Source organism: Streptomyces sp. NPDC088261 (assembly GCF_044740805.1).
GTDB lineage: Bacteria > Actinomycetota > Actinomycetes > Streptomycetales > Streptomycetaceae > Streptomyces.
The window spans coordinates 195,068-215,447 of sequence record NZ_JBIURL010000003.1 but is presented as its reverse complement, the minus strand read 5'-3'; the positions used below and the strand labels follow the sequence as shown (position 1 = coordinate 215,447).

The window sequence follows — 20,380 nt, the reverse complement described above, 5'->3', positions numbered from 1 at the left end:
ACCGCCGGGACGTGTGAGGCGCGGGGACCGAAGGCGTCAGTACCGAGGAGCGTTACGGGACCGCTGCACCCGCGAGGTGCGGCGGTCCTTCGCGTTCCAGCACGCCTGGTGCCAGTGCCGCCGGTCCTCCACCCCGCCGTACTCCGGCCAGGCCACCACGTGCGCGACCCCCGAGGGGATCTCCTGGTCGCAGCCCGGGCAGCGGTAGCGCTTGCCCGCGGCGCTCGCGCCGGCGACGTGGCGTACGGACCACTGCTCGCCCTGCCACCCCTCCGAGCGCTGGAATCCGCCGTACCTGTCCCCCTCGTCACCGGTGGGGTCGGTCGGTTTCTCGCCGCCTCGGGGGCGGTTGCGGCGCGGGGACACAGGACACCTCACGGGGCAGGCAGCACGGTTCCCGTCCAGCCTACGGCCCACGCCCCCGGGTAGACGTCGCACACGGCCCAGGACGGCTCCCGCCGCGAGAGCGCGGCAAGAGCGCCACAAGAGGGACTTACCGGACAATCGCAAGAACTTTGTGGAGAGCCGTGCCTTTGGCACGTGTCAGACGTTGTTGCCCGTAAGGGGGAGTCGCGTCGGCCGCAAGGAGGCAGAGAGCGATGCGTGTGGGAGCTTTTGTGCTCGCGGCCCAGTTCCCGGGCCAGGGACAGGGCGAGGCGCTGCACCGGGCGGTGCGTACCGCCGAGGTCGGCGAGGAGTCGGGACTGGACGCGGTCTGGCTGGCCGAACACCACTTCGTGCCGTACGGCGTGTGCCCGTCGGCCGTCACCCTGGCCGGGCTGCTGCTCGGCAGGACCCGGCGCCTCAGGGTGGGTACGGCGGTCAGCGTGTTGCCGAACGTGCATCCGGTGGCCCTCGGCGAGCAGGCCGCGCTGCTGCATCTCGTCTCCCGCGGCCGGTTCACGCTCGGGGTGGGCCGGGGCGGGCCCTGGGTGGACCTGGAGGTGTTCGGCGGCGGCCTGCGGGCCTTCGAGGAGGACTTCCCCGAATCCCTCGACCTGCTCCTGCGGTGGCTGCGCGAGAGCCGGGTGGGGGCGGCGGGCGACCGCTTCGCCTTCCGCGAGGTCGCGGTCGTACCCCGGCCGGACGAGTTGCTGGACGCGGCCGGCCCCGAGGTGGTCGTCGCGTGCACGTCGCCCCGGAGCGTCCGACTGGCGGGCGAGCGCGGGCTGCCAATGCTGCTGGGCATGCACGCGGGGGACGACGAGAAGGCGGAGATGGTCGCCCTGTGGCGTACGTACGCCCGCTCCGCCGGACACGATCCGCGCGCGTCGCACGTCTCGGTGGGGGTCGCCCAGATCGCCGACACGGTGGCGGAGGCGAGGGAGAGCCTGGTGAAGGCGATGCCGGGCTGGCTGCGGCAGGGGCTCGGCGCCCATGTGACGGTGGACGGCCGGGAGCGGTCCATGCGCGACCCCGTCGCCTATACGGAACTGCTGTGCGGCCTGCACCCGGTGGGCTCGCCCCGGCTCGCCGCCGACCGCCTGGCCGCCACGGCGGAACGTACCGGCGTCACGCGCTTCGCCCTGCTCGTCGAGGGGTCGGGCGACCTGGCGGCGACGGAGGAGAACGTGCGGCGCCTGGGAGCCGACGTACTCCCCCTGGTGAACTGACCGCTGACCGCCGCCACTCCGCCGATTCAGGCGGCGGAGTGGCGGCGGGGGACGTCAGCAGTCCCGGAGTTCGGGGGACTGGTTGAGCAACTGGCCGCGGATCGAGGTGAATCGGGCCAGCCGGTCGTCGACCGAGGGGTCCAGCGGGAACACCGCGACACGGTGGCAGTTCTGGAAGGCGAGACGCACTCCGAAGTGCCGCTGCAACGCACCGCGAATGGCATCACTCGCGAGGGCGCGCAGCAACTGACCACGTGCCTGCTCGTCCGGCGGCGGCGTCTGGTTGTCGGCGAACTGTCCACCGTCCACCTTCAGCTGAGCCACCAGAGAACTGATCATCTCCCACGCGTAGGGCAGGGAGGTCCGGACGCAGTCGACGAAAGCAGCTTCGTCGACCTCGCCTCGCTCGGCCTGTTCCAACAGTGCCGGTGAGACGTCGAGCGACATGGGTTCTCCTCTCGCGACCCCGAAGACCGGGGTCTTGCGGGCACGGAAAAGAGGCGACGACGACGCAGCGTGCACGACCGGCGACCTCAGGTATCCACGTTAGGCGTGTGGTCGGGCCCGCACCAGGCGAATGGGAACACAACCGGCCAATAACGAACGGGGCTTCCGGGGCGAATCGCGCGCGACCTGGGCGGTCGAGTAGCGTTGCCGACCATGCGTCTCGTCATTGCCCGCTGCTCCGTGGACTACGCGGGCCGGCTCACCGCCCACCTGCCCTCCGCGCCCCGTCTCATCCTGGTCAAAGCCGACGGCAGTGTGTCGATCCACGCCGACGACCGGGCGTACAAACCTCTCAACTGGATGTCCCCGCCCTGCACCCTCAAAGAGGATGACGCCACTTGGACGGTGGTGAACAAAGCGGGCGAGAAACTGATCATCACGATGGAGGAGGTCCTCCACGACTCGTCCCACGAACTGGGCGTGGACCCCGGCCTGATCAAGGACGGCGTGGAGGCACACCTCCAGGAACTCCTCGCCGACCGCATCGAGACACTGGGCGAGGGCTACACCCTGATCCGCCGCGAATACCCGACGGCGATCGGCCCGGTGGACATTCTGTGCCGGGACGCGGACGGCGGGACGGTGGCGGTGGAACTGAAGCGCCGGGGCGACATAGACGGCGTGGAACAACTCACCCGCTACCTGGATCTCCTCAACCGCGACCCCCACCTGGCCCCGGTGAAGGGCGTCTTCGCGGCCCAGGAGATCAAACCCCAGGCCCGAGTCCTGGCCACGGACCGAGGCATCGGCTGCCTGGTCCTGGACTACAACGCGATGCGAGGAATCGAAGACGACAAACTGCGCCTGTTCTGACGGGCGGAAGGGCCCGACCTGGGCAGCCGGTCGGGCCCTTCGTGTCGTACGGCTGCCGGTGGACGGCTACGAGTGGCCGAACTCCCCGTCCGCAACCCCATATATGAACGCGCTGAACTCGCCAGGGGTGAAGACCAGGGCTGGACCGATCGGGCGCTTACTGTCACGCATGGCCACCACGTCACTGACGTAGGCAACCTCCACACACTGACCGTTGGCACTGCTGTAGCTGCTCTTCTGCCACACAGCGTTGGATAGATCCACCTGCTTCATCTCTGTCCTTCTCTCATTTGGCCTCTCGAACCAACGTCCCGATGAAGGCAACCGAGTCATTCGGACTCATCGCCTGGGCGCGCAGGTGATCGAAGATCTGGCTGTACCGCCGGATGTCCTCCTCAGCCTCGAGGAAAAGATCACCGGCCATGCTGTCGATGTAGACAACCGAGGGATCTGAGGTTTCCGGAAAGTCCATCAGCACGAAGCTGCCCGGCATCCCGGGGTGCGCACCAGTGTCAAAGGGGATGACCTGGACCGTGATGTGCGGCTCGGCGGCTGACGCGACCAGACGGTCCAGCTGGTCGGCCATGACTTTGGAGCCACCAACCCTTCTCCGCAGCGTCGCTTCGTCCACGATCGCCCACAGTTCAAGCGGGTGTTGCTTCTCGAAGACGGCCTGCCGTTCGACCCGCGCCTGGACTCGCTGGTCAACCTCCTTGGGGGTGGCCGCCGGAGCCCCGCCCCGGATCACGGCCCGTGCGTAGTCCTCGGTCTGGAGCAGACCGGGAACGAACGACGACTCGTAGTTCCGGACGCCACGCGCTTCGGCTTCGAAGCTGATGTACGCAGTGTATTCATTGGGCAGATCGGCGTGATACGGCCGCAGCCAGCCCTGTTCGTCCGCGGTACGCGAAAGCGCCAAGATCTCCGAGCGCTGCGGGTCGGCGACTCCGTACAGATCCAGCAGTCCGACCAGCGTCCGCTGCTGCGGACGCACCTTGGCCGTCTCGATCCGGTAGAGCGTCGCGGCGTTGATGCCGGTTCGTTCAGCAACGTCATCCCTGGTCAGACCGCTTATCTCACGCAGCCGTCGCAGTTCGGCCGCTAAGCGGCGGAGACGAATCGGGGGTGCTTGCCGTTTCGGCGCCACTCGCCCCATCCCTTCATGTGCACGGCTGTCACGGACGAGTTTGACCGAACCCCACCCATCACAGCAAGTCAGATTGCGTATGCACGGTATGCATTCGATTACCTTGCACAGTACTGCCAGGCTGAGGCATGCTGAGCAAACGCAAGCCTGGCACGATCAGTTCCGGCCGGGGGTGAAGTGACGAAGGTGCGCCCAGAAGTGGGACGCACCTCGGCGCGGCATGTCCGGCCATGAACACGCTCGGTCATCGATGGCGACCGAGGGTCACAAGAACGTGTCGGCTTACCCGGCCGGTGCGGCACGCGTGTGAATCCGCACGGCTCCCGATGCAAGGGAGGCACGTTGTGAAACCACTCATCTACGGCTACATGCGGCTCTTCTCTGACGTCCCCGATCAGCAGGTGTACGCAACGGAACAAGAGATGCGGCACTTCGCCCAAGCGGCCGGCTTCCAGCTGGCGGCCGTCTTTCACGACGCCGAGTCCGGCTCGCACGAAGCCTTCTACGAGCTGGGAGTCGCGTTACGACGTGCGGACGCGCACGACGTCGTACTGCCGTCGCTGTGCCATCTGTCCACGAACGACGTGCTTCAAGACGCGCTGCTCGACTGCCTGGAAGACCGCTTTCAAGCACAAGTCCATGTGCTCGCGACTCGCGCGACTCAAGACAACCTCTCGCCGGCAGACAAGAGGTAGTGGCATGTCGCGACTTCGCGCTTGGGACCGGTTGACGCTGGCGGCTGTTCCCTCGGCGGTGTGCTGCGCCCGTACCTTCACCAAGTGCACCCTGCGCTGGTGGGACGCGACCGATGTCATGGACGACGCGCTGCTGATCATCTCCGAGCTGGTGACGAACGCCGTCAAGGCAACCGGCCCGAACACCCCGGATCCGAAGTGGTCGGACGTCAAGGCGGAGCATGTCCTCGGCGTACAACTCCGCGTCGTGGACATGAACCTGTACGTCGAGGTGTGGGACAGAGCCGGCGAGATCCCACGCCCAAGGCACCGTCAGCAGACGACGAGGGTGGACGTGGCCTCCTGCTGGTCCAGTCGCTCACCAGAAGGTGGGGCACCTTCCGCCCGCCGGCGGGGGGGCAAGATCGTGTGGGCCGAGCTACCGCTCACCAAAGCCCCCGACCTCACCCCCGAGACACCCCGCTCCCCCACCGCGTGCCGAGCGAAGCCCGCGCCCCCGAGGCCAAGGAAAAAAACACAGGTCGAGACCGCACTGATGGAACGCGTCCGTGGACATCGACGTCACCTGGCACGAGACGCCCGTCTTCGTTGACTGCGGGCAGAACCTGGAACGGATCGGCTGCCCACGCCGTGGCGCCGAGATCGACACCGAATGGTGGGGCGACTTCATGGATGAGCACGACGGGGATGGGTTCGCCTCCCTCGCCGTGGAGGTGCCCTGCTGCCGGACCGTGACAACACTGGATGCCCTGGAGTACGAGTGGCCGTACGGCTTCGCCCGCTTCGAGATCGCCATCTGGAACTTCGAACGTGCCCGGTTCGGCGATGAGGAACTCACCACACTCGCCGCCGCGCTCGGACACCCTGTAAAGCAAGTGCCGAAGGGCGAGTTGACCTTCAAGTGGGATGAACGTCGACAATCGGGGCCATGGACGGCACCACGGAACTACTGAGCATCAGTGTCTTCGCGCGGCGAGTGGGTCTCGCTCCGAGCGCCCTGCGTTTCTATGACGACTGCCGTGTCCTGAGGCCGGCGTGGGTTGACGGGGCGACGGGATACCGCTTCTACAGTCCCGCGCAAGAGGCCCGTGCCACCCTCCTGCGAGGTCTGCGAGATGCGGGACTGCCGCTGGCCGAGGTCGCTGTGGTGCTCGACGGGCCGGAGCGCGACGGCCGCGAGGTACTGGAGCGGCACGCGGAGAGGATGCGGGACAAGACGCAGACGGCCCAGGCCGCCATCGCTGCGGCTCTGCGTTCCCTCTCCTCTGCCGGCAGCATCACGGAAGCGCGGATCGGCGGCGTGGAACTGGCCAGTGCGGTCCGCCAGGTGGTGCCGACAGCGGCTTCCGACGCGGAACATCCCGTACTTGGCTGCGTCCTCATCGAGATCGATGACAGCGAGGTTCGCCTGGTGGCCACCGATCGCTATCGCCTCTCGATGCGCGTCCTGAGGCCAGCAACGCTTGACGGAGAGCCCTGCCGTCTCCTGGTGCACGCGGCCGACCTGGTCGAGTTCGGGAAGTGGGCGGCGCGGGTCCACCAGGTCACCATCCAGGTCGGACCGGACGGGGCCCGAGTGTCGAGTACGTCGGAGTCCCGGACCCTGGTGACGGTCGAGGACCAGTTCCCTTCCTACCGCGAGATGCTCGCAGCCCTGGCTCCGCCCGAATACCGCGTGATCGTCGACCGCCTGGCCCTGCGCGACGCACTCAACGACCACGGCGACGCTCCCCGCGTCGCGCTGAGCTTCGCCGAAGACGAGCTGACCATCTCACTTGCCGATCGCTCCCACGCCACCACCCTTCCTGCCGTCTGCCATGACGACCTCCCCCAGCAGATCGGCTTCGACCCTGCCGTCCTGGCTGCCGCCCTGGAGGCCAGCGTGGGCCCCGACGCCCTGTTGGAGATCTCCGCCGCGGACCGTCCTGTCGTGGTGCGTTCTGCCGACCAGGGCAGCTTCACCACCCTGGTCATGCCGGTGGCCCTGAGCACCTCCAATTGACCCTCCCTCAACACCGCTCCCTCGCCCCTTCAGGAGAACCGTGACCGACCCCGAGAACATCGTCGTGCACCTGTGCGTGCAAGGAATGCAGGCCGAGACCGAAGGACGAGACGACCGAGCCCGGGACCTGTTCCTCCAGGCGTGGGAAGCGGCCCAGGACGACTACGACGCCTGCATCGCCGCGCACTACCTCGCCCGGCACCAGCCCACCGCGCAGGAGACCCTGCGCTGGAACCAGGAGTGCCTGAACCGGGCCGACAAGGTCGGCGACGACCGCGTCCGCGGCTTTTACGCCTCCCTTCACGCCAACATGGCCCGGGCCCACCGCGACCTGGGCCAGGCCGACCAGGCCCGCGAACACTTCGAGTCCGCAGCCGGGCACATCGACGACGTCCCGGCCGGACCGCACCAGCAATGGCTCCGCTACCGCATCGCCGCAGGACTGCGCGCCACCGCCCGCTCCGCACCACACCAGCACGACGACCCGGTCGGTGCACTCCTCGCCGATCTCTGCGCACGCACGGACCTCGAAGCCCTGAGCCTGCTGCTGCCCCCATACATGGGCAGCCTCGGCACACCCCAGGACGAGGAACGCATCACCACCGCCCTGCAAATGCTCCATGCCGAGCGTCGCCTTCCCGACGAACAGCAGACGGCCCTCAGCCACACGATCAAGGCTCGGTCCGCCGGGTGAGCGCCCTCGATCCTCAGTGACGCGCCGACTCCGCGGATAGGCAAACTGCCGCTCTCCCCGGAGTCGGCAGACCTCCAACGATCACCTAGGCCCGCCGACCCGACGGTCGGCGGGCCTAGGACGGGCAGTCGGATGCGCTCCGCATTGTCCGACCGCAAACGCTCCAGACGCCCGGCCCGGTTCACTCCCGCAGGTCGCCGAGGCCAAAGCGCCGGCCTGCCGGCTCCCGGCCGAGATCGGGGTGCCGTTGTCGCGCTGGTCGTGCCCGGAGCCGGCCACCGAGTTGACCGCGCGCGGCGTCACCGACACCGTCTCGGCGTCCACCGTGCGCCGCCGGCTGCGCGAGGACGCGCTCAAGCCCTGGCAGTACCGGTCCTGGATCTCCATCCGGGACCCGGACTTCCGCGCCAAGGCCCAGCGCGTCCTTGACCTGTACGCCCGCACCTACGATGGCGAGCCCCTCGGAGCGGACGAGCACGTGGTCTCCAGCGACGAGAAGACCTCGGTCCAGGCCCGCTGCCGCTGCCACCCGACCCTGGCCGCCTACGACGTCCACCGGGCGAGGGTCTTCGGCCGCTGCGAGGCCACCACCGGCATCGTGCCGTTCATGGCACTGGTCGAACAGGTCATGACACAGGAGCCCTACGCCGGCGCCAGACGCGTCTTCTGGATCCTCGACAACGGCTCCTCCCACCGGGGGAAGAAGGCCATCGACCGTCTGACCAAGGCGTTTCCGAACGCGGTCATGGTCCACACCCCCGTACACGCCTCCTGGATAGACCACATCGAAATCTTCTTCTCAATCGTCCAGCGCAAGGTTGTCTCGCCCAACGACTTCACGGACCCGACTCAAGTCCGGGACCGGCTCCGAGATTTCGAAGACCGCTACAACGCCACGGCACAGCTGTTCCAGTGGAAGTTCACCACCTCAGACCTGGACGATCTGCCGGCCCGGCTCGACCGGCACCCTCACCGACCGACACCAAGAATCCTCCATCGCCCTGGCAGCCTGATAACCCCGAAGGATTTCCGGGGCCGACCACTTAGTGGAAGGCAGTCAGCACCGTAGTGAAGATGGCTTGCAGCCCTGACCAGTCCTGCGACGCCATCACGGAAGGTGAGTCGGAGGCGGCTCGCAGCTTGCTCTGGAATGCCTGCTGGAGTGCGGTCTTGCCCATGATCTCCCCCTGGTAGCGGTCCATGCCGGAGATGAAGGATCGCCATTGCACCGGAGGCAGAGACCCGTCGACTCCTTTGAGAACGTCAATTCCCAAGTAGAGCTCGATCGAACATGCGGCTCCATTGACATCGGCGCGCTCACGGCGGCCCTCGGGGGCATCGCATGTGGGCGGACCGATGGTCGGATAGCCGCGTGCCAGTTCGAGATCGGGATAACGCACGGCCCGCAAGTTGGCCGGCAGCGTGTCGGGGCGAAGGGCGCGGAGCGCGTCACATCCCGCCGTGTCGTTGTCGAAGAGCCCAACGACACGGTTGGCGATACCTGCGGCGGCGAAGGTACGTAAGGTCGCCGCGAGGGGCCCGGCGCCCCCTGCCGGCCGGTGGCCGAAGTCCATGAACCGCACCAGATCCGTCAGGTGGGGGTGGAGCAGCGCGAAGGCGGGCTCGAGGATGGCCACATCTGAACGCCCCTCGGTCAGCACAACCAGCGGAGTGCACTGCGAAGCCTCCAGGCGCAGCCGGTCGCCGGCCCAGGAAGTGCCCTCGAAGTCCTGCCATGCCTTCGCCGCGCCCAAGACCACTCGGACCGTTGCCTCGGGAACTACGCTCAGCACAGCCCGTAGTAACAGGTGCTCTTCCTCGATAGCCTGAGCCATTAACTGGTCTGCGGCGCCGGAAAGCGTCCGGGTGCCAGCGGCGGCGTCCTCGATGTCACTCACCCACGTGGTGATGCTGTAGCCGCGGGTGCACGAACCAGATGAATCATCATCTCCCCGACAAGCCCCGCAATACGAGTCGTGGGAGGCTTCCATGTACGACACCATGTCGGCGACGAAGTCCATCGCGGCGGATGCGGTGACACCCATGGCGTCGAGCCGGGCGGCCACCACGGGCCCCGAGCCGACCAGTTCCCGCGTCGGCAGGCCCTGCGGAAGCCTGTAACCCAACGACTTGGCTTCCCGCGCGCTCATCTCACGAAAGACATCCATGCTGTCAGTGAACGCAGCGAGCAGACGATCACTAGCGCCTTCCCAAAGCTTGCTTAAGAGGATGTCATCAACGAACACCGCCATTGCTCCAAGATTCCTCATGCCTTACATGCTTCCAGGACCGCCGACTGGTCTCCCACTCAGTTTCAGCGCCGCCGTAGAACCGACTTTCCTGGCACCGAAGCGCCAGGGGGTTTTTCAGGTAGCTCCACACAACCGGCGAGCTGCCGATGATGTGATGGCTTCATGCGACCCGAGCACTGCGTGACCAGGAACCACATCGAGGTGTGGCACGAGCGTCTGCTGCCGTCGGGAGCGGATCGGATCACGTTCTTGACGGTGCTGCGCGGCTCGCTCCTGCCGATTCTTCTCTGGGCCGGCGTCGCGTGCTTCGCGTACGTCGTCTACAACCTGGTCGCCGGGTTCTGATCCACTGCGCCGGCAGCCGACGCGTCGCCCGCTCGCGAACGGCCTGTTTGGCCCGGTGGGCGCCTGACACGCGCCAGCCTCGCGGAGTGCGCCTCGATCTGGTGGCTCAGCGGCCGGATTGTCCAACTCCGCGCTCGCGCGGGGCGCGTTCGTGACGCGGCAGTCGATGAACGTACTGCTCCAGGCCCTGGAGCGAGGGGGGTGCGTGACCAGGGCTGCGGAGACGCAGACGCCCCCGACGGGGGGGTAGCTCCCGCAGGTGGGCTGGGTCGGTGGTGGATAAGCCGAATGGTTTCCGTACGCCGTGGTGTTGGGGGTGTGACCCCGGGGAGCGGCATGTATCCGGAAGGGTGGGGGCGGTCGGCGTGGGTTGGGTGTGGTTCCGAGGGCGGGAGGCTCTTGTGGGCAGCGGGCAGAAGGTCGCCATCATCACCGGGGCCTCCGGGGGTATCGGCGGGGCGCTCGTCGCGGCCTATCGGGGGCTGGGGTACGCCGTCACCGCCACCGACCGGGCCGCGCCGGTGTCGGGGGATTCCGGGGTGCTCTCTGTGGCCGCCGATGTGACCGAGGCCGGGGCCGGGGACCGGGTCGTCGGGGCGACTCTCGAACGGTTCGGACGTGTGGACACACTGGTCAACGGTGCCGGGGTGTTCGTCTCCAAGCCGTTCGTCGAGTACACCGACGAGGACTTCGACTTGGTGGTCGGGGTGAACGTGCGTGGGTTCTTCGAAGTCACGCGGAGCGTGATCGCCGCGATGCTCGCCCGGGACGGCGGGGGGCATGTGGTGAACATTTCGAGCAGCCTGGTCGAGAACGCCGACGCCGACGTGAGCGGGGCGCTCACGTCCCTGACCAAGGGTGGGCTGAACGGGGTCACGAAGTCCCTCGCCATCGAGTACGCCACCCGCGGCGTCCGGGTGAACGCCGTTTCGCTCGGCGTCATCCGGACCCCGATGCACCCGACCGACCCCGGCGGGTTCCAGGCCGCGCGCCACCCGGTCGGCCGGATGGGCGAGGTCGACGACGTCCTGCGGGCCGTGCTGTACCTGGAGCAGGCCCCCTTTGTCACCGGGGAGATCTCGCACGTCGACGGGGGACAGAGCGCGGGGCACTGACGCGGGGCGGGGGGCCGGCCCCCTCTGTTCCTTGGACCACGTTCCTCAGACCAGGACCTTGAGCATCCGCTCCCCCAGGACCGCCGCCGAGTGGGGGTTCTGGCCCGTGACCAGGTTGCGGTCCTCCACCATGTACGGCTCCCACGCCGGGCCGCGGCTGAACTGGACGCCCACCTTCTCCTTCAGGTCGGTCTCCAGCAGCCATGTCGCCCTGGAGGCCAGTCCGACGCCCTCTTCCTCCTCGTTGGTGAAGCCGGTGACCTTGTAGCCCTTGAACGGCGACTCGCCGTGGATCCTGGTGGCGAGCAGCGCGGCGGGGGCGTGGCAGACGATGAAGAGCGGATTGCCCGAGGCGAGCTGGGCCGTCAGCAGCCGGCCGACGTCGGCGTCGAACGCGAGGTCCGACATCGGGCCGTGGCCGCCGGGCAGATAGACCGCGGCGTAGTCCTCCAGCCGTACGTCCGACAGCTTGATCGGGCGCCGCATGACCTCCGCGTCGCGGATGACGGCCTCAAGATCGAGGGCTTCCTGTTCGCCGCCCACCATGGAGGGGCGCAGGCTCATCATGTCGACGTTCGGAACGGCGCCGTCGGGCGTCGCGACCACCACCTCGTATCCGGCGTCCGTGACCTCCTTGTACGGGTTCGCGAACTCCTCGGCCCAGTAGCCGGTGGCGTACCTGGTGCCGTCCTTGAGCACCCAGTACGTCGCCCCGCTCACTATGAAAAGGATCTTCGCCATCACTCATGCGCCTCCGTTCGGACGATCAGGCCGATTTATCCCCCTTTCAGCCTAATCAGGTGCCCAGTCGGACGCATGTGTGCAGGGGCCGTGGGCCGACCCGGACGAGTGGATTTCGGTGACGAGAAGGCCACCCGCTGTACGGACGCGCGTACCGTACGACGCGGGAAGGAGTACATCGTGGATGCCACCCTCAAGACCGTCATCGGCGGGGAACTCGTAGAGCTGCCCGGCACGATCGCGGCCGTGCGCGCGACCATGGACGCGGGCAGGGCCGCGGAGTTCGATCGCGAGATCGAGCACGCGCCCGCCGCCGAACTCCCCGCGACGCTGGTGCGCTGGGCCCTGGCCGGCACCGGCGCGGACGACGAGGACGACGCCCTCTTCGAGAGGCTGGCCCGGGGCGAGGACGTCGGCGCGAGCGATGGAGCCCGCGTCGTCCACGTCTGACGGCTCCGATGCCCGAGGGGGGTGGAGTGTGCGCGCCGAACCGCCCGGTCCGCCGTGGTTCTCGGGGGCCGGGCGGTTGTGTGGGTACGTGGGTCAGGCGATGACGCCGGCCGGGGTTCCCGTCGGGGTGCCCGCGCTGAGGCTGGGTTGGGAGGAGCTGGCCGTCGGGGGCGTGGCGTCCGCCGAGGGGGTTTGTGTGGGGGTTTCCGACGGCGTGTCCGAGGGGGTTTCGCTCGGGGGGTCCGTGGGGGTGTCCGACGGGGTTGTCGGGTGGGACGGGGACTTCGTCGGGGACTTGGTGGGGGTGGACGGGTCGTCGTCGCCCGGGTCCGTCGAGGTCGAGCTTGCCGTCGGGGACGGGCTGTTCGTCGTGGTGGGGGTGGACGACGCCGTGCCCGTGCCCGTGGGGGACGGGGGGCCCGCCTCACCCGGGACCGCCGCGTTTCCGCCGCCCGGGATGTTCGTCGAGCCCGCGTCCGGCTGGTCCTGCGGTACGCCGCCGTCGCCCTCCTCCGGGTCCACCGACTGTCCCGGTGTCCCGTGGTCGAGCTGGTTGTTGTCGTTGTTGGACGTCGCGCCGAGGGTCACGACCGTGCCCAGTACGGCGGCCAGCACCGCGCCCGTACCCGCGGCGACCAGGTTCCGGCGCGCGCCGCCCAGGACCGAGCGGCGCCGGCGGCGGTGCGGCGCGGGCGGGCCGCCGGCCGAGGGGGTTCCGGCGACCACCGGGGTGCCGCCCACCGGGGTCCCCTGGCGGCTGACCAGCAGGTTGTTCCCGCCACCGCCCGGAGGCAGCGCCGCCACCGCCGCCGAGCCGCCCGGCCCCAGCGCCTTCGGGGTGGGCGGTGTCGCGTCGCCCTGCGGAGTCGTACGGGCGCCGAACGCGTTCCCCGCCACCCCGAAGCCCGACAGGCCGGGGATCCCGGTCAGCCCGCCCTCGCGGTCCGTGACGAGCGCCAGCGCGCGGCGCCCGGCGACCGTACCGCTGCGGTCGGCGACGGCGCCCCGCATGCCGATCGAGGCCTCCAGCTCCGCGCGGGCCCGCTCCAGGTTCCCCACACACAGCGCGAGGACGCCCAACTCGTGGTGGAAGTACGCCTCTTCGGCGACCTCCCCCGCCAGCCTCGCGGCCTCCGAGCCGGACCGCAGGGCCCGCTCCCACGCGCCCCAGTGCAGCCCCGCCAGGAACGCGGGGGTGGCGCTGCGCGCCAGCAGGACCGCCGCGCTGGCGTGCCCCGGCTCCTGGCTCGTGACCAGCGGCGCCAGCGCGGCGAGGACGGCGTCGGCCTCAGCGGCGGCGCGCTCCGGCGTGACGGAGGGGTGCGCCGACCACCAGGCGTAGTGCTGGGCCGCCGTGTGGGCGTGGGACACCGCGTCCTCGCCGTACCCCTCCGCCTCCAGCTGCGCGGCGACGCCGGTCGCCAGCCGGTAGCGGGTGCCGACCGGGGAGATCAGCGCGCAGGCCATCAGCTCGCCGAGCGCGGCGTCCGCGTGGGTGTCGCCGATCAGCGCGGGCAGGTGCGCCTGGTGCGGCACCTCGCCGCCGAGCGCGACGGCGAAGCGCAGGGTCTCGCGGGCGGACTCGCTCAGCCGGGAGGCGAGCAGGGCCGCGGGCGCGGCGCCCTCGCCGACGGTGGGGAGCGGCGGGTCGTACCCGTCGGGGGCGCCCAGCCGGACCACGAGCGGTACGTCACCGGTGGTCTCCGCGAAGGGCTCGAACTCGTCCAGGGCCTCGGCGGACTCGCCGCGCAGGACGTCGCGCTGGCGCAGCAGCGCACCGGCCTGGACGAAGCGCAGGGGCAGGCCCTCGGACTCGAACCAGAGGTCCCCCGCCCAGTTCGCCTCCTCGTCGGTGAGGGGGCGGTCGACGGCGCGCTCCATCAGCTCCAGCGAGGCCCCCCGCCCGATGCCGCCGAGCAGGACCTCGTGCAGGCGCGCGGTGGCGGACGGCGGGTCGGCGTCGGGCGCGGTGGCGAGCAGGTACGCGCATTCGGGGGTCGCGGCGAGCAGCTCGTCGAGGGCTTCGCCGCCGATCTCCAGGTCGTCCAGGAGGACGACGGCCCCGATGTCGCGGACCCGTTCGAGCAGGGCGGCCCGGTCGGGGCGGGACAGCTCGATGCGGTAGACCGCCGCGTACAGGTCGTACAGCAGCTCGGTGGTGGTGCGGCGGTGGCCGGAGAGCCGTACGACTCCGTCCGGCGCGAGGTCCGCGCAGTCGGCGCCGACGGCCTCGATCAGCGCGGTGCGGCCGGATCCGGGCTGTCCGGTGAGGCGTACGGAACGGCCGCGGCCCAGCAGCTCGACCAGTTCCTTGTGCTCGGCGCCACGCTCCAGGAGCGGGAGGGGCGGTGCGGCGGGCCCGGCCGGTACGGGCGGGCGGCCGGCGCGCTGGAGGGCGGTGCGCTCGGAGGCGCTGCGCCGGATGGGTGCGGCGGGTTTGCGGCCCGGCGGGCAGGGCTCTATCTCCGTGCCGTCGACCGGGTTGACGGTGAGCAGGAAGTCGCCCGATATCAACTGGACGGTACGGGCCGGCGCGGGGGTGGTGGGACCCGCGCCCTTGAGGTGCCCGAGCGCCGGCGTGAGGGGCTCGCGCGCCGGCCGCTGGTCGCTGCTCGCGGCGGCGGGTTCGCCCTCGTGGCCGTGTTCTTCCGCTTCCCGGCTCATCGGGTCCATCGTGAAAGTCCCCCAGATCGTGGCGTGCGGTTGCCCCCCGGCCTCGCACGCTTGTCTGTCGCTCCGGTCCGGTGCCTGCTCCATGGGTCGGTCGATCCGCAGACGGCCGAAACCCTAGGCTCCGGACAGTATCTACGAACAGGCGGGGTGGTGACCTGCCCAGGAAGTCACGTTCTCGTGAGGATTGTGCGGCGCATTGGGGAGTACGTACGGCGCACCGGGACGCGCGGGGCGCGCAGACCTCACGCCCTCAAGCCCCACGCCTCGTGCCCTGGCGCCTCACGCCCCACGCCTCGCGTACCTGGCGCCACAAGCCTCACGCCCCCACGCCCCACGCCTCACACCCGCGGCAGCGACTCCGCCGCGATTCCGCCCTCGATCGCGAGGATGCGGTGCAGCCGGGTGGCCACGAGCAGCCGCTGCATCTGCGGCGGGACGTGGCGCAGCACGAGTCTGCGCCCGCAGCGTCCCGCCCGTCGGTGGGCCCCCATGATGACGCCGAGTCCCGTGGCGTCCCAGGAGTCCAGAGCGGTCAGGTCGAGCACGAGATCGCCGGCTCCGCCGTCGACGGCCGAGTGCAGGACCGTACGGGCGTCCGCCGCGCTGCGTACGTCGAGGCGGCCCTCGACGACCAGTTCGGCGTGGTCGCCCCTGATGTGCATATGCGCTCCCCGAGAGTGCTCAGTGCTCCATGGCCTGTTCGGTCTCGCAGCCCACTGGCTGTCACGCGGCCCGACCGTCACGCAGCCTGACTGTCGCGCAGCCGTGGAAGTTGCCGTCCGTGAGCGAACCGATACCGAATTCACCCGGTGGGGTGAGGTCGTGACGGCCGGTACGGCTCCGGTCCGGCTCAGTGCTTGTAGAACCCCTGCCCGCTCTTGCGTCCGATGTCACCCGCGTCCACCATCCGGCGCATCAGCTCCGGCGGCGCGAACTTCTCGTCCTGCGACTCGGTGTAGATGTTCTCGGTGGCGTGGAGCAGGATGTCGACCCCCGTCAGATCGGCGGTGGCGAGCGGGCCCATCGCGTGTCCGAAGCCCAGCTTGCAGGCGGTGTCGATGTCCTCGGCGGACGCGACGCCCGACTCGTAGAGCTTGGCGGCCTCCACGACGAGCGCGGAGATGAGCCGGGTGGTGACAAAGCCCGCCACGTCGCGGTTGACGACCACGCACGTCTTACCGACGGACTCGGCGAACTCCCGCGCGGTGGCGAGCGCTTCGTCGCTGGTCTTGTACCCGCGGACCAGTTCGCACAGCCGCATCATCGGCACCGGCGAGAAGAAGTGCGTCCCGACGACACGCTCCGGACGGTCCGTCACGGCGGCGATCTTCGTGATCGGGATGGCCGAGGTGTTGGAGGCGAGGACGGCGTCGTCCCGTACCAGCTTGTCCAGCGCGCGGAAGATCTCGTGCTTGACGTCCAGCCGCTCGAACACGGCCTCCACCACCAGGTCCGCGTCGGCGACGGCGTCCAGGTCGGTGGTGGTGGTGATCCGGCCCAGCGCGGCGTCCGCGTCGGCCTCTTCGAGCTTGCCCTTGGCGACGAACTTGCCGTACGAGGCTCTGATGCCGTCGATCCCGCGGGCCAGGGCCGCGTCCGTGACGTCACGCAGGACGACGTCCCAGCCGGCCTGGGCCGAGACCTGCGCGATCCCGGACCCCATGAGTCCGGCCCCGATGACGGCGAGCTTCCTGGCCACGACACACCCCTTGAATCGCCCCCGGTCTTAACGCCGGGTTTACATTTGCGTGCTCTGCCGGAGGTTAGCGTTCGCGGGCGGCCGGATGGCGGTGAAGAGATGCGCGTCACGTCTCACATGACGGACATCACACCGGAGGGACCCATCAGGGGCCCCGCGCCGGGCACTTGAGCGGGTTGTCCCCCGTACGGCGTAGCACCTCCGGGGTCCTCACTACGCTGGTCGTATGGTCAATCTGACGCGTATCTACACCCGCACCGGCGACAAGGGCACGACGGCGCTCGGCGACATGAGCCGTACGGTCAAGACCGATCTGCGCATCGCGGCCTACGCCGACGCCAACGAGGCGAACGCGTGCATCGGGACCGCGATCGCGCTGGGCCGGCTCCCCGAGGACATCGTGAAGGTCCTCGTCCGGATCCAGAACGACCTCTTCGACGTGGGCGCGGACCTGTGCAACCCGGTGGTGGAGAACCCCGAGTACCCGCCGCTGCGGGTCGAGCAGGCGTACGTCGACAAGCTGGAGGCGGACTGCGACCGCTACCTGGAGGAGGTGGAGAAGCTGCGCAGCTTCATCCTCCCGGGCGGCACCCCCGGCGCGGCGCTGCTGCACCAGGCGTGCACGGTCGTACGGCGCGCGGAGCGCTCGACGTGGGCGGCGCTGGAGGTCCACGGCGACATCATGAACGCCCTGACGGCCACGTACCTGAACCGCCTCTCCGACCTGCTCTTCATCCTGGCGCGGGTGGCCAACAAGGAGGTCGGGGACGTGCTGTGGGTGCCGGGCGGGGAGCGGTAGCGGCGGTACGGGAGCCGGTCAGCTGTCCTTCCGGGAGCTGGGGTCGGCGGAGGCGGAGGTGGCGGTGGTGGCGGAGGCCGGCGCTTTCTTCGGCCAGAGCGCGTACGTCAGGGCGATCACGCCGTGGATCCCGGCGACCCGCAGCGCGGTGAACTGCCAGGCCCGCAGGGAGCCGGTGCCGCCACGGTCGCCGACGTACCCGATCGCGAGCTGGAGCAGGACGACCGCCACCGCCGAGCCCAGCAGCGTCCGCAGCCACAGCTTGCCCTCGTGCACGGCGCGGGGGGTCCCGTAACGCGGCGGCTTCGGCGGGGGCGGGGCGCCCGCGAAGCGGTGGGCGACGTGCCCGTCGATCCACCGGACCGTGTAGCGGCCGTACGCGACGGTGCAGCCGAGGTAGAGCCCGGCCAGGCCGTGGGTCCAGTCCGGCTCGGCGCCGTTCCTCAGGTCGACCGCCGTGGCGGCCAGCAGGACGACCTCCAGCAGGGGCTCCAGGAGCAGGACGGCGGCCCCGAGCCGCCGCTTCCCCGCCGCGTACCGCAGCGTCAGGCCGGCGGCGAGCAGCACCCAGAAGCCCACCTCGCAGACGACGACCAGGGTGACGATCACGGGGTTCCTCCCGGTGGGGCATGCGGGCCGGTGTGCCGCGCGGACACCGTCCAGCCTGCCGGTCCGCCGCCGCCCGGGCGTCGTCGCCGGTGACGAATGCCCCCTGCTCCCCACTGCATCCTTCGATGGACCCGGCCCTCCCCCGCCACGCCGACGACCCGGCGCGGCCCGCCGTGTTTCATGGAGCCATGACCGCCTCCCGCGAGGTGACCGCCTCCGTCCTCCCCCTCCGCCCCCTCCGCCCCCACCGCGACGACGTGCTGATCGCCGCGGCGGGCCTCGTGGGCGGCGTCGTCCTGTGGGCCGCGGGGGTCTTCACGCAGGAGGCGCGCCTGTGGAACGGCGCCTGGGTGCTGGTGCCCGTGGCCGTCACGGCCGCGATGGAGCTGGTACGGCGGACCGCGCCCAGGACCGCCCTGGTCGTGGGCACATTCGCCCTGGTCCTGGACCAGTTCACGCGGGGCAGCCTGGCCACGGTCGTGATGTTCACCGACCTCGCCTACGCCGCCGTCCTGTACGGCTCCCCCGCCGCCGCCCGCCGGATCCCGCGCGTCATGGGCCTGCTCACGGTCGTGTCGACGGCCGGGTTCCTCGGCTGGCTCCGTACCCCGGAATCCCTGCTCATCGGCGTGGCCGTCGGCATCGTCGGCTTCGCGCCCGCCGCCACCGGCGCCCTCGTGCGCAACCACCGGGACGCGGCGGAGACGGCCAGGCTGCGGACCCGCCAGGTGGCGCTCCTGGCGGAGATCGACCGGAGCCAGGCGGTGACGGCCGAACGCGCCAGGATGGCCCGCGAGTTGCACGACATGGTCGCCAACCACCTGTCGGCGATAGCGATCCACTCCACGGCCGCGCTCTCGCTGGACGACGCGCGCACGACCCGCGACGCGCTCACCGTGATCCGGGAGAACAGCGTCGAGGGTCTGGCGGAGATGCGCCGGCTGATCGGGATCCTGCGGGACAGCGGCGGCGGTGACCCGGAGCCGGCCGCCGCGCCGAGCCTGCGGTCCCTGGACGCGCTGCTGGCGCAGGCCGGGACCAACGGCGCTTCCAGCGGGCTGGAGTTCACGCTCGACGACCGGCGCCCCGGAGGCCGTGAGCTGCCCGCGCCCGTCGAGCTGGCCGCGTACCGCATCGTGCAGGAGTCGCTGACCAACGCCCTCAAACACGCGGCGCCCGGGCGGGTGTTCGTCGGGCTGGGCGTCGAACCGGCAGACACCGGGGAGGAGTTGACCGTACGGGTGGACAGTCCGTACGGGGACCGCCCGGGCCCCCGGGCGCCCGGCTCCGGGGCCGGGCTGGTGGGGATGCGGGAGCGGGTGGCGCTGCTGGACGGCGTGTTCACGTCCGGGCCCGTCACCGACGACGACGGGCACACGATCTGGCGGGTACGGGCCCAGTTGCCCGTGGGAGAGGAACGTGACGGGCGATGACCATCCGGGTCCTGGTCGCCGAGGACCAGTCCGCGGTACGCGCCGGCCTGGTCCTCATCCTGCGCAGCGCGCGGGACATCGAGGTCGTCGGGGAGGCGTCGGACGGCGAGGAGGCGGTGTCCCTGGCGCGTGAACTCCGGCCGGATCTCGTGCTGATGGACGTCCAGATGCCCCGCCTCGACGGGGTGTCGGCGACCCGGCGGGTCGTCGCGGAGGGTCTCGCGGACGTCCTGGTGCTGACCACCTTCGATCTGGACGAGTACGTCTTCGGGGCGCTGCGGGCCGGGGCGGCGGGCTTCCTGCTGAAGAACACCGAGGCGGCCGATCTGCTCACGGCGGTACGGACGGTGGCGCGCGGCGACGGTCTGATCGCCCCGGCCGTCACCCGCCGGCTGATCGCGGAGTTCGCGGCTCCGACGGCGGTGCGTACGGCGAACGCGGCGGACCCCGCCGTACGGGAAGCACTGGAAGCGCTTACCCGGCGGGAGCGTGAAGTGCTGTCATGTCTGGGTGAGGGGCTGTCGAACGCGGCGATCGCGGTACGTCTCGACATGGCCGAGGCTACGGTGAAGACGCACGTCAGCAGGGTGCTGGCCAAGCTCTCGCTGCGCAGCCGGGTGCAAGCGGCCGTGCTCGCCCGGGAGTTGGGTGTCTAGGCCACCTATCGGCGTCGGTGGTCTGGACCTATTGACGATTGGTCCAGACCTTCCTACTCTCACCGCACACACTGCGGTGAGCCGACGTGGTGTGCCCAGTGCACGGACCACCCCCGAATTGTCCGGTACTCACTCCA

At 70.0% G+C, this 20,380-nt stretch carries 24 protein-coding genes and 1 pseudogene; 15 read left to right on the top strand and 10 right to left on the bottom strand.

The window, feature by feature from the left end; genetic code table 11:
• Positions 1-36: 36 nt before the first annotated feature.
• Entirely contained in the window at positions 37-366 is a 330-nt protein-coding gene (locus ACIODU_RS08205) for an ATP/GTP-binding protein (RefSeq protein ID WP_356426486.1), read from the bottom strand.
• Between the two features lie 233 nt (positions 367-599).
• Between ACIODU_RS08205 and ACIODU_RS08200 the strand changes: the two genes are divergently transcribed.
• Positions 600-1,613 carry an LLM class flavin-dependent oxidoreductase gene (locus tag ACIODU_RS08200; RefSeq protein ID WP_356426489.1) on the top strand — a complete coding sequence of 338 codons (1,014 nt, stop codon included), beginning with the start codon at positions 600-602 and terminating at the stop codon, positions 1,611-1,613.
• 54 nt (positions 1,614-1,667) lie between these two features.
• Here the strand turns inward: ACIODU_RS08200 and ACIODU_RS08195 are convergent, their stop codons facing one another.
• A complete protein-coding gene (locus tag ACIODU_RS08195) occupies positions 1,668-2,060 on the bottom strand; it encodes an SCO5389 family protein (RefSeq protein ID WP_161310750.1) in 393 nt (130 codons plus the stop codon).
• A 213-nt stretch (positions 2,061-2,273) separates the two neighbouring features.
• Between ACIODU_RS08195 and nucS the strand changes: the two genes are divergently transcribed.
• The gene (nucS, locus tag ACIODU_RS08190; RefSeq protein ID WP_356426492.1) at positions 2,274-2,933 is read left to right on the top strand and encodes an endonuclease NucS; all 660 of its coding nucleotides are present in this window, start codon (positions 2,274-2,276) and stop codon (positions 2,931-2,933) included.
• 66 nt (positions 2,934-2,999) lie between these two features.
• On the opposite strand, the gene ACIODU_RS08185 is transcribed toward nucS, so the two are convergent.
• Positions 3,000-3,206, bottom strand: coding sequence for a DUF397 domain-containing protein (locus tag ACIODU_RS08185; protein ID WP_401765284.1), 207 nt, complete (start codon positions 3,204-3,206; stop codon positions 3,000-3,002).
• A gap of 13 nt (positions 3,207-3,219) precedes the next feature.
• Complete coding sequence (locus tag ACIODU_RS08180; protein WP_401765282.1) at positions 3,220-4,089, bottom strand: helix-turn-helix domain-containing protein; 870 nt, start codon at positions 4,087-4,089, stop codon at positions 3,220-3,222.
• 335 nt (positions 4,090-4,424) lie between these two features.
• Between ACIODU_RS08180 and ACIODU_RS08175 the strand changes: the two genes are divergently transcribed.
• The 6 genes from ACIODU_RS08175 to ACIODU_RS08150 all read left to right on the top strand — a co-directional run bounded on the left by ACIODU_RS08175 (position 4,425) and on the right by ACIODU_RS08150 (position 8,540).
• On the top strand, positions 4,425-4,775 hold the full coding sequence (locus ACIODU_RS08175) for a hypothetical protein (RefSeq protein WP_401765278.1): 351 nt from the start codon (positions 4,425-4,427) through the stop codon (positions 4,773-4,775).
• A 4-nt stretch (positions 4,776-4,779) separates the two neighbouring features.
• Complete coding sequence (locus tag ACIODU_RS08170) at positions 4,780-5,367, top strand: ATP-binding protein (RefSeq protein WP_401765275.1); 588 nt, start codon at positions 4,780-4,782, stop codon at positions 5,365-5,367.
• Positions 5,324-5,728: a hypothetical protein gene (locus ACIODU_RS08165; RefSeq protein WP_401765272.1), complete on the top strand. Its 405-nt coding sequence runs from the start codon at positions 5,324-5,326 to the stop codon at positions 5,726-5,728. Before ACIODU_RS08170 ends, ACIODU_RS08165 begins: the two co-directional genes overlap by 44 nt.
• Entirely contained in the window at positions 5,704-6,777 is a 1,074-nt protein-coding gene (locus ACIODU_RS08160; RefSeq protein WP_401765269.1) for a MerR family transcriptional regulator, read from the top strand. The genes ACIODU_RS08165 and ACIODU_RS08160 overlap by 25 nt, the downstream gene beginning before the upstream one ends.
• Before the next feature lie 40 nt (positions 6,778-6,817).
• Positions 6,818-7,471, top strand: coding sequence for a hypothetical protein (locus ACIODU_RS08155; protein ID WP_401765266.1), 654 nt, complete (start codon positions 6,818-6,820; stop codon positions 7,469-7,471).
• Positions 7,472-7,712: 241 nt separating this feature from the next.
• Positions 7,713-8,540, top strand: a complete 828-nt coding sequence (locus tag ACIODU_RS08150; RefSeq protein ID WP_401765264.1) for a transposase — start codon at positions 7,713-7,715, stop codon at positions 8,538-8,540.
• Here the strand turns inward: ACIODU_RS08150 and ACIODU_RS08145 are convergent.
• Positions 8,515-9,741 (bottom strand): hypothetical protein, encoded by a 1,227-nt coding sequence (locus ACIODU_RS08145; RefSeq protein ID WP_401765261.1) that lies wholly within the window; start codon positions 9,739-9,741, stop codon positions 8,515-8,517. The two genes, ACIODU_RS08150 and ACIODU_RS08145, sit on opposite strands and share 26 nt — an antisense overlap.
• A 144-nt stretch (positions 9,742-9,885) precedes the next feature.
• Here ACIODU_RS08145 and ACIODU_RS08140 point away from each other — a divergent pair, with 144 nt between their 5' ends.
• The 3 genes and pseudogenes from ACIODU_RS08140 (at position 9,886) to ACIODU_RS08130 (ending at position 11,183) form a co-directional block, all read left to right on the top strand.
• Positions 9,886-10,068 (top strand): hypothetical protein, encoded by a 183-nt coding sequence (locus tag ACIODU_RS08140; RefSeq protein ID WP_401765258.1) that lies wholly within the window; start codon positions 9,886-9,888, stop codon positions 10,066-10,068.
• Positions 10,069-10,160: 92 nt separating this feature from the next.
• A pseudogene (locus ACIODU_RS08135) lies at positions 10,161-10,291 on the top strand (MarR family transcriptional regulator); the annotation flags it as partial.
• A gap of 178 nt (positions 10,292-10,469) precedes the next feature.
• On the top strand, positions 10,470-11,183 hold the full coding sequence (locus ACIODU_RS08130; RefSeq protein WP_401765254.1) for an SDR family NAD(P)-dependent oxidoreductase: 714 nt from the start codon (positions 10,470-10,472) through the stop codon (positions 11,181-11,183).
• A 45-nt stretch (positions 11,184-11,228) separates the two neighbouring features.
• Here ACIODU_RS08130 and ACIODU_RS08125 read toward each other — a convergent pair whose 3' ends face one another.
• Entirely contained in the window at positions 11,229-11,924 is a 696-nt protein-coding gene (locus ACIODU_RS08125) for a type 1 glutamine amidotransferase domain-containing protein (protein ID WP_356426511.1), read from the bottom strand.
• A 180-nt stretch (positions 11,925-12,104) separates the two neighbouring features.
• Here ACIODU_RS08125 and ACIODU_RS08120 point away from each other — a divergent pair, with 180 nt between their 5' ends.
• The gene (locus tag ACIODU_RS08120) at positions 12,105-12,374 is read left to right on the top strand and encodes a hypothetical protein (protein WP_401765251.1); all 270 of its coding nucleotides are present in this window, start codon (positions 12,105-12,107) and stop codon (positions 12,372-12,374) included.
• A 93-nt stretch (positions 12,375-12,467) separates the two neighbouring features.
• Here ACIODU_RS08120 and ACIODU_RS08115 read toward each other — a convergent pair whose 3' ends face one another.
• The 3 genes from ACIODU_RS08115 to ACIODU_RS08105 form a co-directional block, all read right to left on the bottom strand.
• Complete coding sequence (locus ACIODU_RS08115) at positions 12,468-15,047, bottom strand: ATP-binding protein (RefSeq protein WP_401765247.1); 2,580 nt, start codon at positions 15,045-15,047, stop codon at positions 12,468-12,470.
• Positions 15,048-15,385: 338 nt separating this feature from the next.
• Positions 15,386-15,709 carry an STAS domain-containing protein gene (locus ACIODU_RS08110; RefSeq protein ID WP_161309778.1) on the bottom strand — a complete coding sequence of 108 codons (324 nt, stop codon included), beginning with the start codon at positions 15,707-15,709 and terminating at the stop codon, positions 15,386-15,388.
• A 188-nt stretch (positions 15,710-15,897) separates the two neighbouring features.
• Positions 15,898-16,746 (bottom strand): 3-hydroxyacyl-CoA dehydrogenase family protein, encoded by an 849-nt coding sequence (locus tag ACIODU_RS08105; RefSeq protein ID WP_356426518.1) that lies wholly within the window; start codon positions 16,744-16,746, stop codon positions 15,898-15,900.
• 226 nt (positions 16,747-16,972) lie between these two features.
• Between ACIODU_RS08105 and ACIODU_RS08100 the strand changes: the two genes are divergently transcribed.
• The gene (locus ACIODU_RS08100) at positions 16,973-17,545 is read left to right on the top strand and encodes a cob(I)yrinic acid a,c-diamide adenosyltransferase (protein WP_356426520.1); all 573 of its coding nucleotides are present in this window, start codon (positions 16,973-16,975) and stop codon (positions 17,543-17,545) included.
• An 18-nt stretch (positions 17,546-17,563) separates the two neighbouring features.
• Here ACIODU_RS08100 and ACIODU_RS08095 read toward each other — a convergent pair whose 3' ends face one another.
• A complete protein-coding gene (locus tag ACIODU_RS08095; protein ID WP_401765242.1) occupies positions 17,564-18,154 on the bottom strand; it encodes a hypothetical protein in 591 nt (196 codons plus the stop codon).
• A 188-nt stretch (positions 18,155-18,342) separates the two neighbouring features.
• On the opposite strand from ACIODU_RS08095, the gene ACIODU_RS08090 reads away from it, so the two are divergent.
• Together ACIODU_RS08090 and ACIODU_RS08085 are read left to right on the top strand one after the other, a co-directional pair.
• The gene (locus ACIODU_RS08090; protein ID WP_401765239.1) at positions 18,343-19,587 is read left to right on the top strand and encodes a sensor histidine kinase; all 1,245 of its coding nucleotides are present in this window, start codon (positions 18,343-18,345) and stop codon (positions 19,585-19,587) included.
• Entirely contained in the window at positions 19,584-20,243 is a 660-nt protein-coding gene (locus ACIODU_RS08085; RefSeq protein ID WP_401765236.1) for a response regulator, read from the top strand. Before ACIODU_RS08090 ends, ACIODU_RS08085 begins: the two co-directional genes overlap by 4 nt.
• Positions 20,244-20,380: the final 137 nt, after the last annotated feature.

Excerpts from the sequence above, each read along its gene's own strand:
- ACIODU_RS08140 (WP_401765258.1), top strand. The coding sequence starts at position 9,886 with ATGCGACCCGAGCACTGCGTGACCAGGAACCACATCGAGGTGTGGCAC.
- nucS (WP_356426492.1), top strand. The coding sequence starts at position 2,274 with ATGCGTCTCGTCATTGCCCGCTGCTCCGTGGACTACGCGGGCCGGCTC.
- ACIODU_RS08160 (WP_401765269.1), top strand. The coding sequence starts at position 5,704 with ATGGACGGCACCACGGAACTACTGAGCATCAGTGTCTTCGCGCGGCGA.
- ACIODU_RS08195 (WP_161310750.1), bottom strand. The coding sequence starts at position 2,060 with ATGTCGCTCGACGTCTCACCGGCACTGTTGGAACAGGCCGAGCGAGGC.
- ACIODU_RS08125 (WP_356426511.1), bottom strand. The coding sequence starts at position 11,924 with ATGGCGAAGATCCTTTTCATAGTGAGCGGGGCGACGTACTGGGTGCTC.
- ACIODU_RS08170 (WP_401765275.1), top strand. The coding sequence starts at position 4,780 with ATGTCGCGACTTCGCGCTTGGGACCGGTTGACGCTGGCGGCTGTTCCC.
- ACIODU_RS08085 (WP_401765236.1), top strand. The coding sequence starts at position 19,584 with ATGACCATCCGGGTCCTGGTCGCCGAGGACCAGTCCGCGGTACGCGCC.
- ACIODU_RS08090 (WP_401765239.1), top strand. The coding sequence starts at position 18,343 with ATGACCGCCTCCCGCGAGGTGACCGCCTCCGTCCTCCCCCTCCGCCCC.
- ACIODU_RS08100 (WP_356426520.1), top strand. The coding sequence starts at position 16,973 with ATGGTCAATCTGACGCGTATCTACACCCGCACCGGCGACAAGGGCACG.
- ACIODU_RS08180 (WP_401765282.1), bottom strand. The coding sequence starts at position 4,089 with ATGGGGCGAGTGGCGCCGAAACGGCAAGCACCCCCGATTCGTCTCCGC.
- ACIODU_RS08200 (WP_356426489.1), top strand. The coding sequence starts at position 600 with ATGCGTGTGGGAGCTTTTGTGCTCGCGGCCCAGTTCCCGGGCCAGGGA.
- ACIODU_RS08185 (WP_401765284.1), bottom strand. The coding sequence starts at position 3,206 with ATGAAGCAGGTGGATCTATCCAACGCTGTGTGGCAGAAGAGCAGCTAC.
- ACIODU_RS08110 (WP_161309778.1), bottom strand. The coding sequence starts at position 15,709 with ATGCACATCAGGGGCGACCACGCCGAACTGGTCGTCGAGGGCCGCCTC.
- ACIODU_RS08115 (WP_401765247.1), bottom strand. The coding sequence starts at position 15,047 with ATGGACCCGATGAGCCGGGAAGCGGAAGAACACGGCCACGAGGGCGAA.
- ACIODU_RS08145 (WP_401765261.1), bottom strand. The coding sequence starts at position 9,741 with ATGAGGAATCTTGGAGCAATGGCGGTGTTCGTTGATGACATCCTCTTA.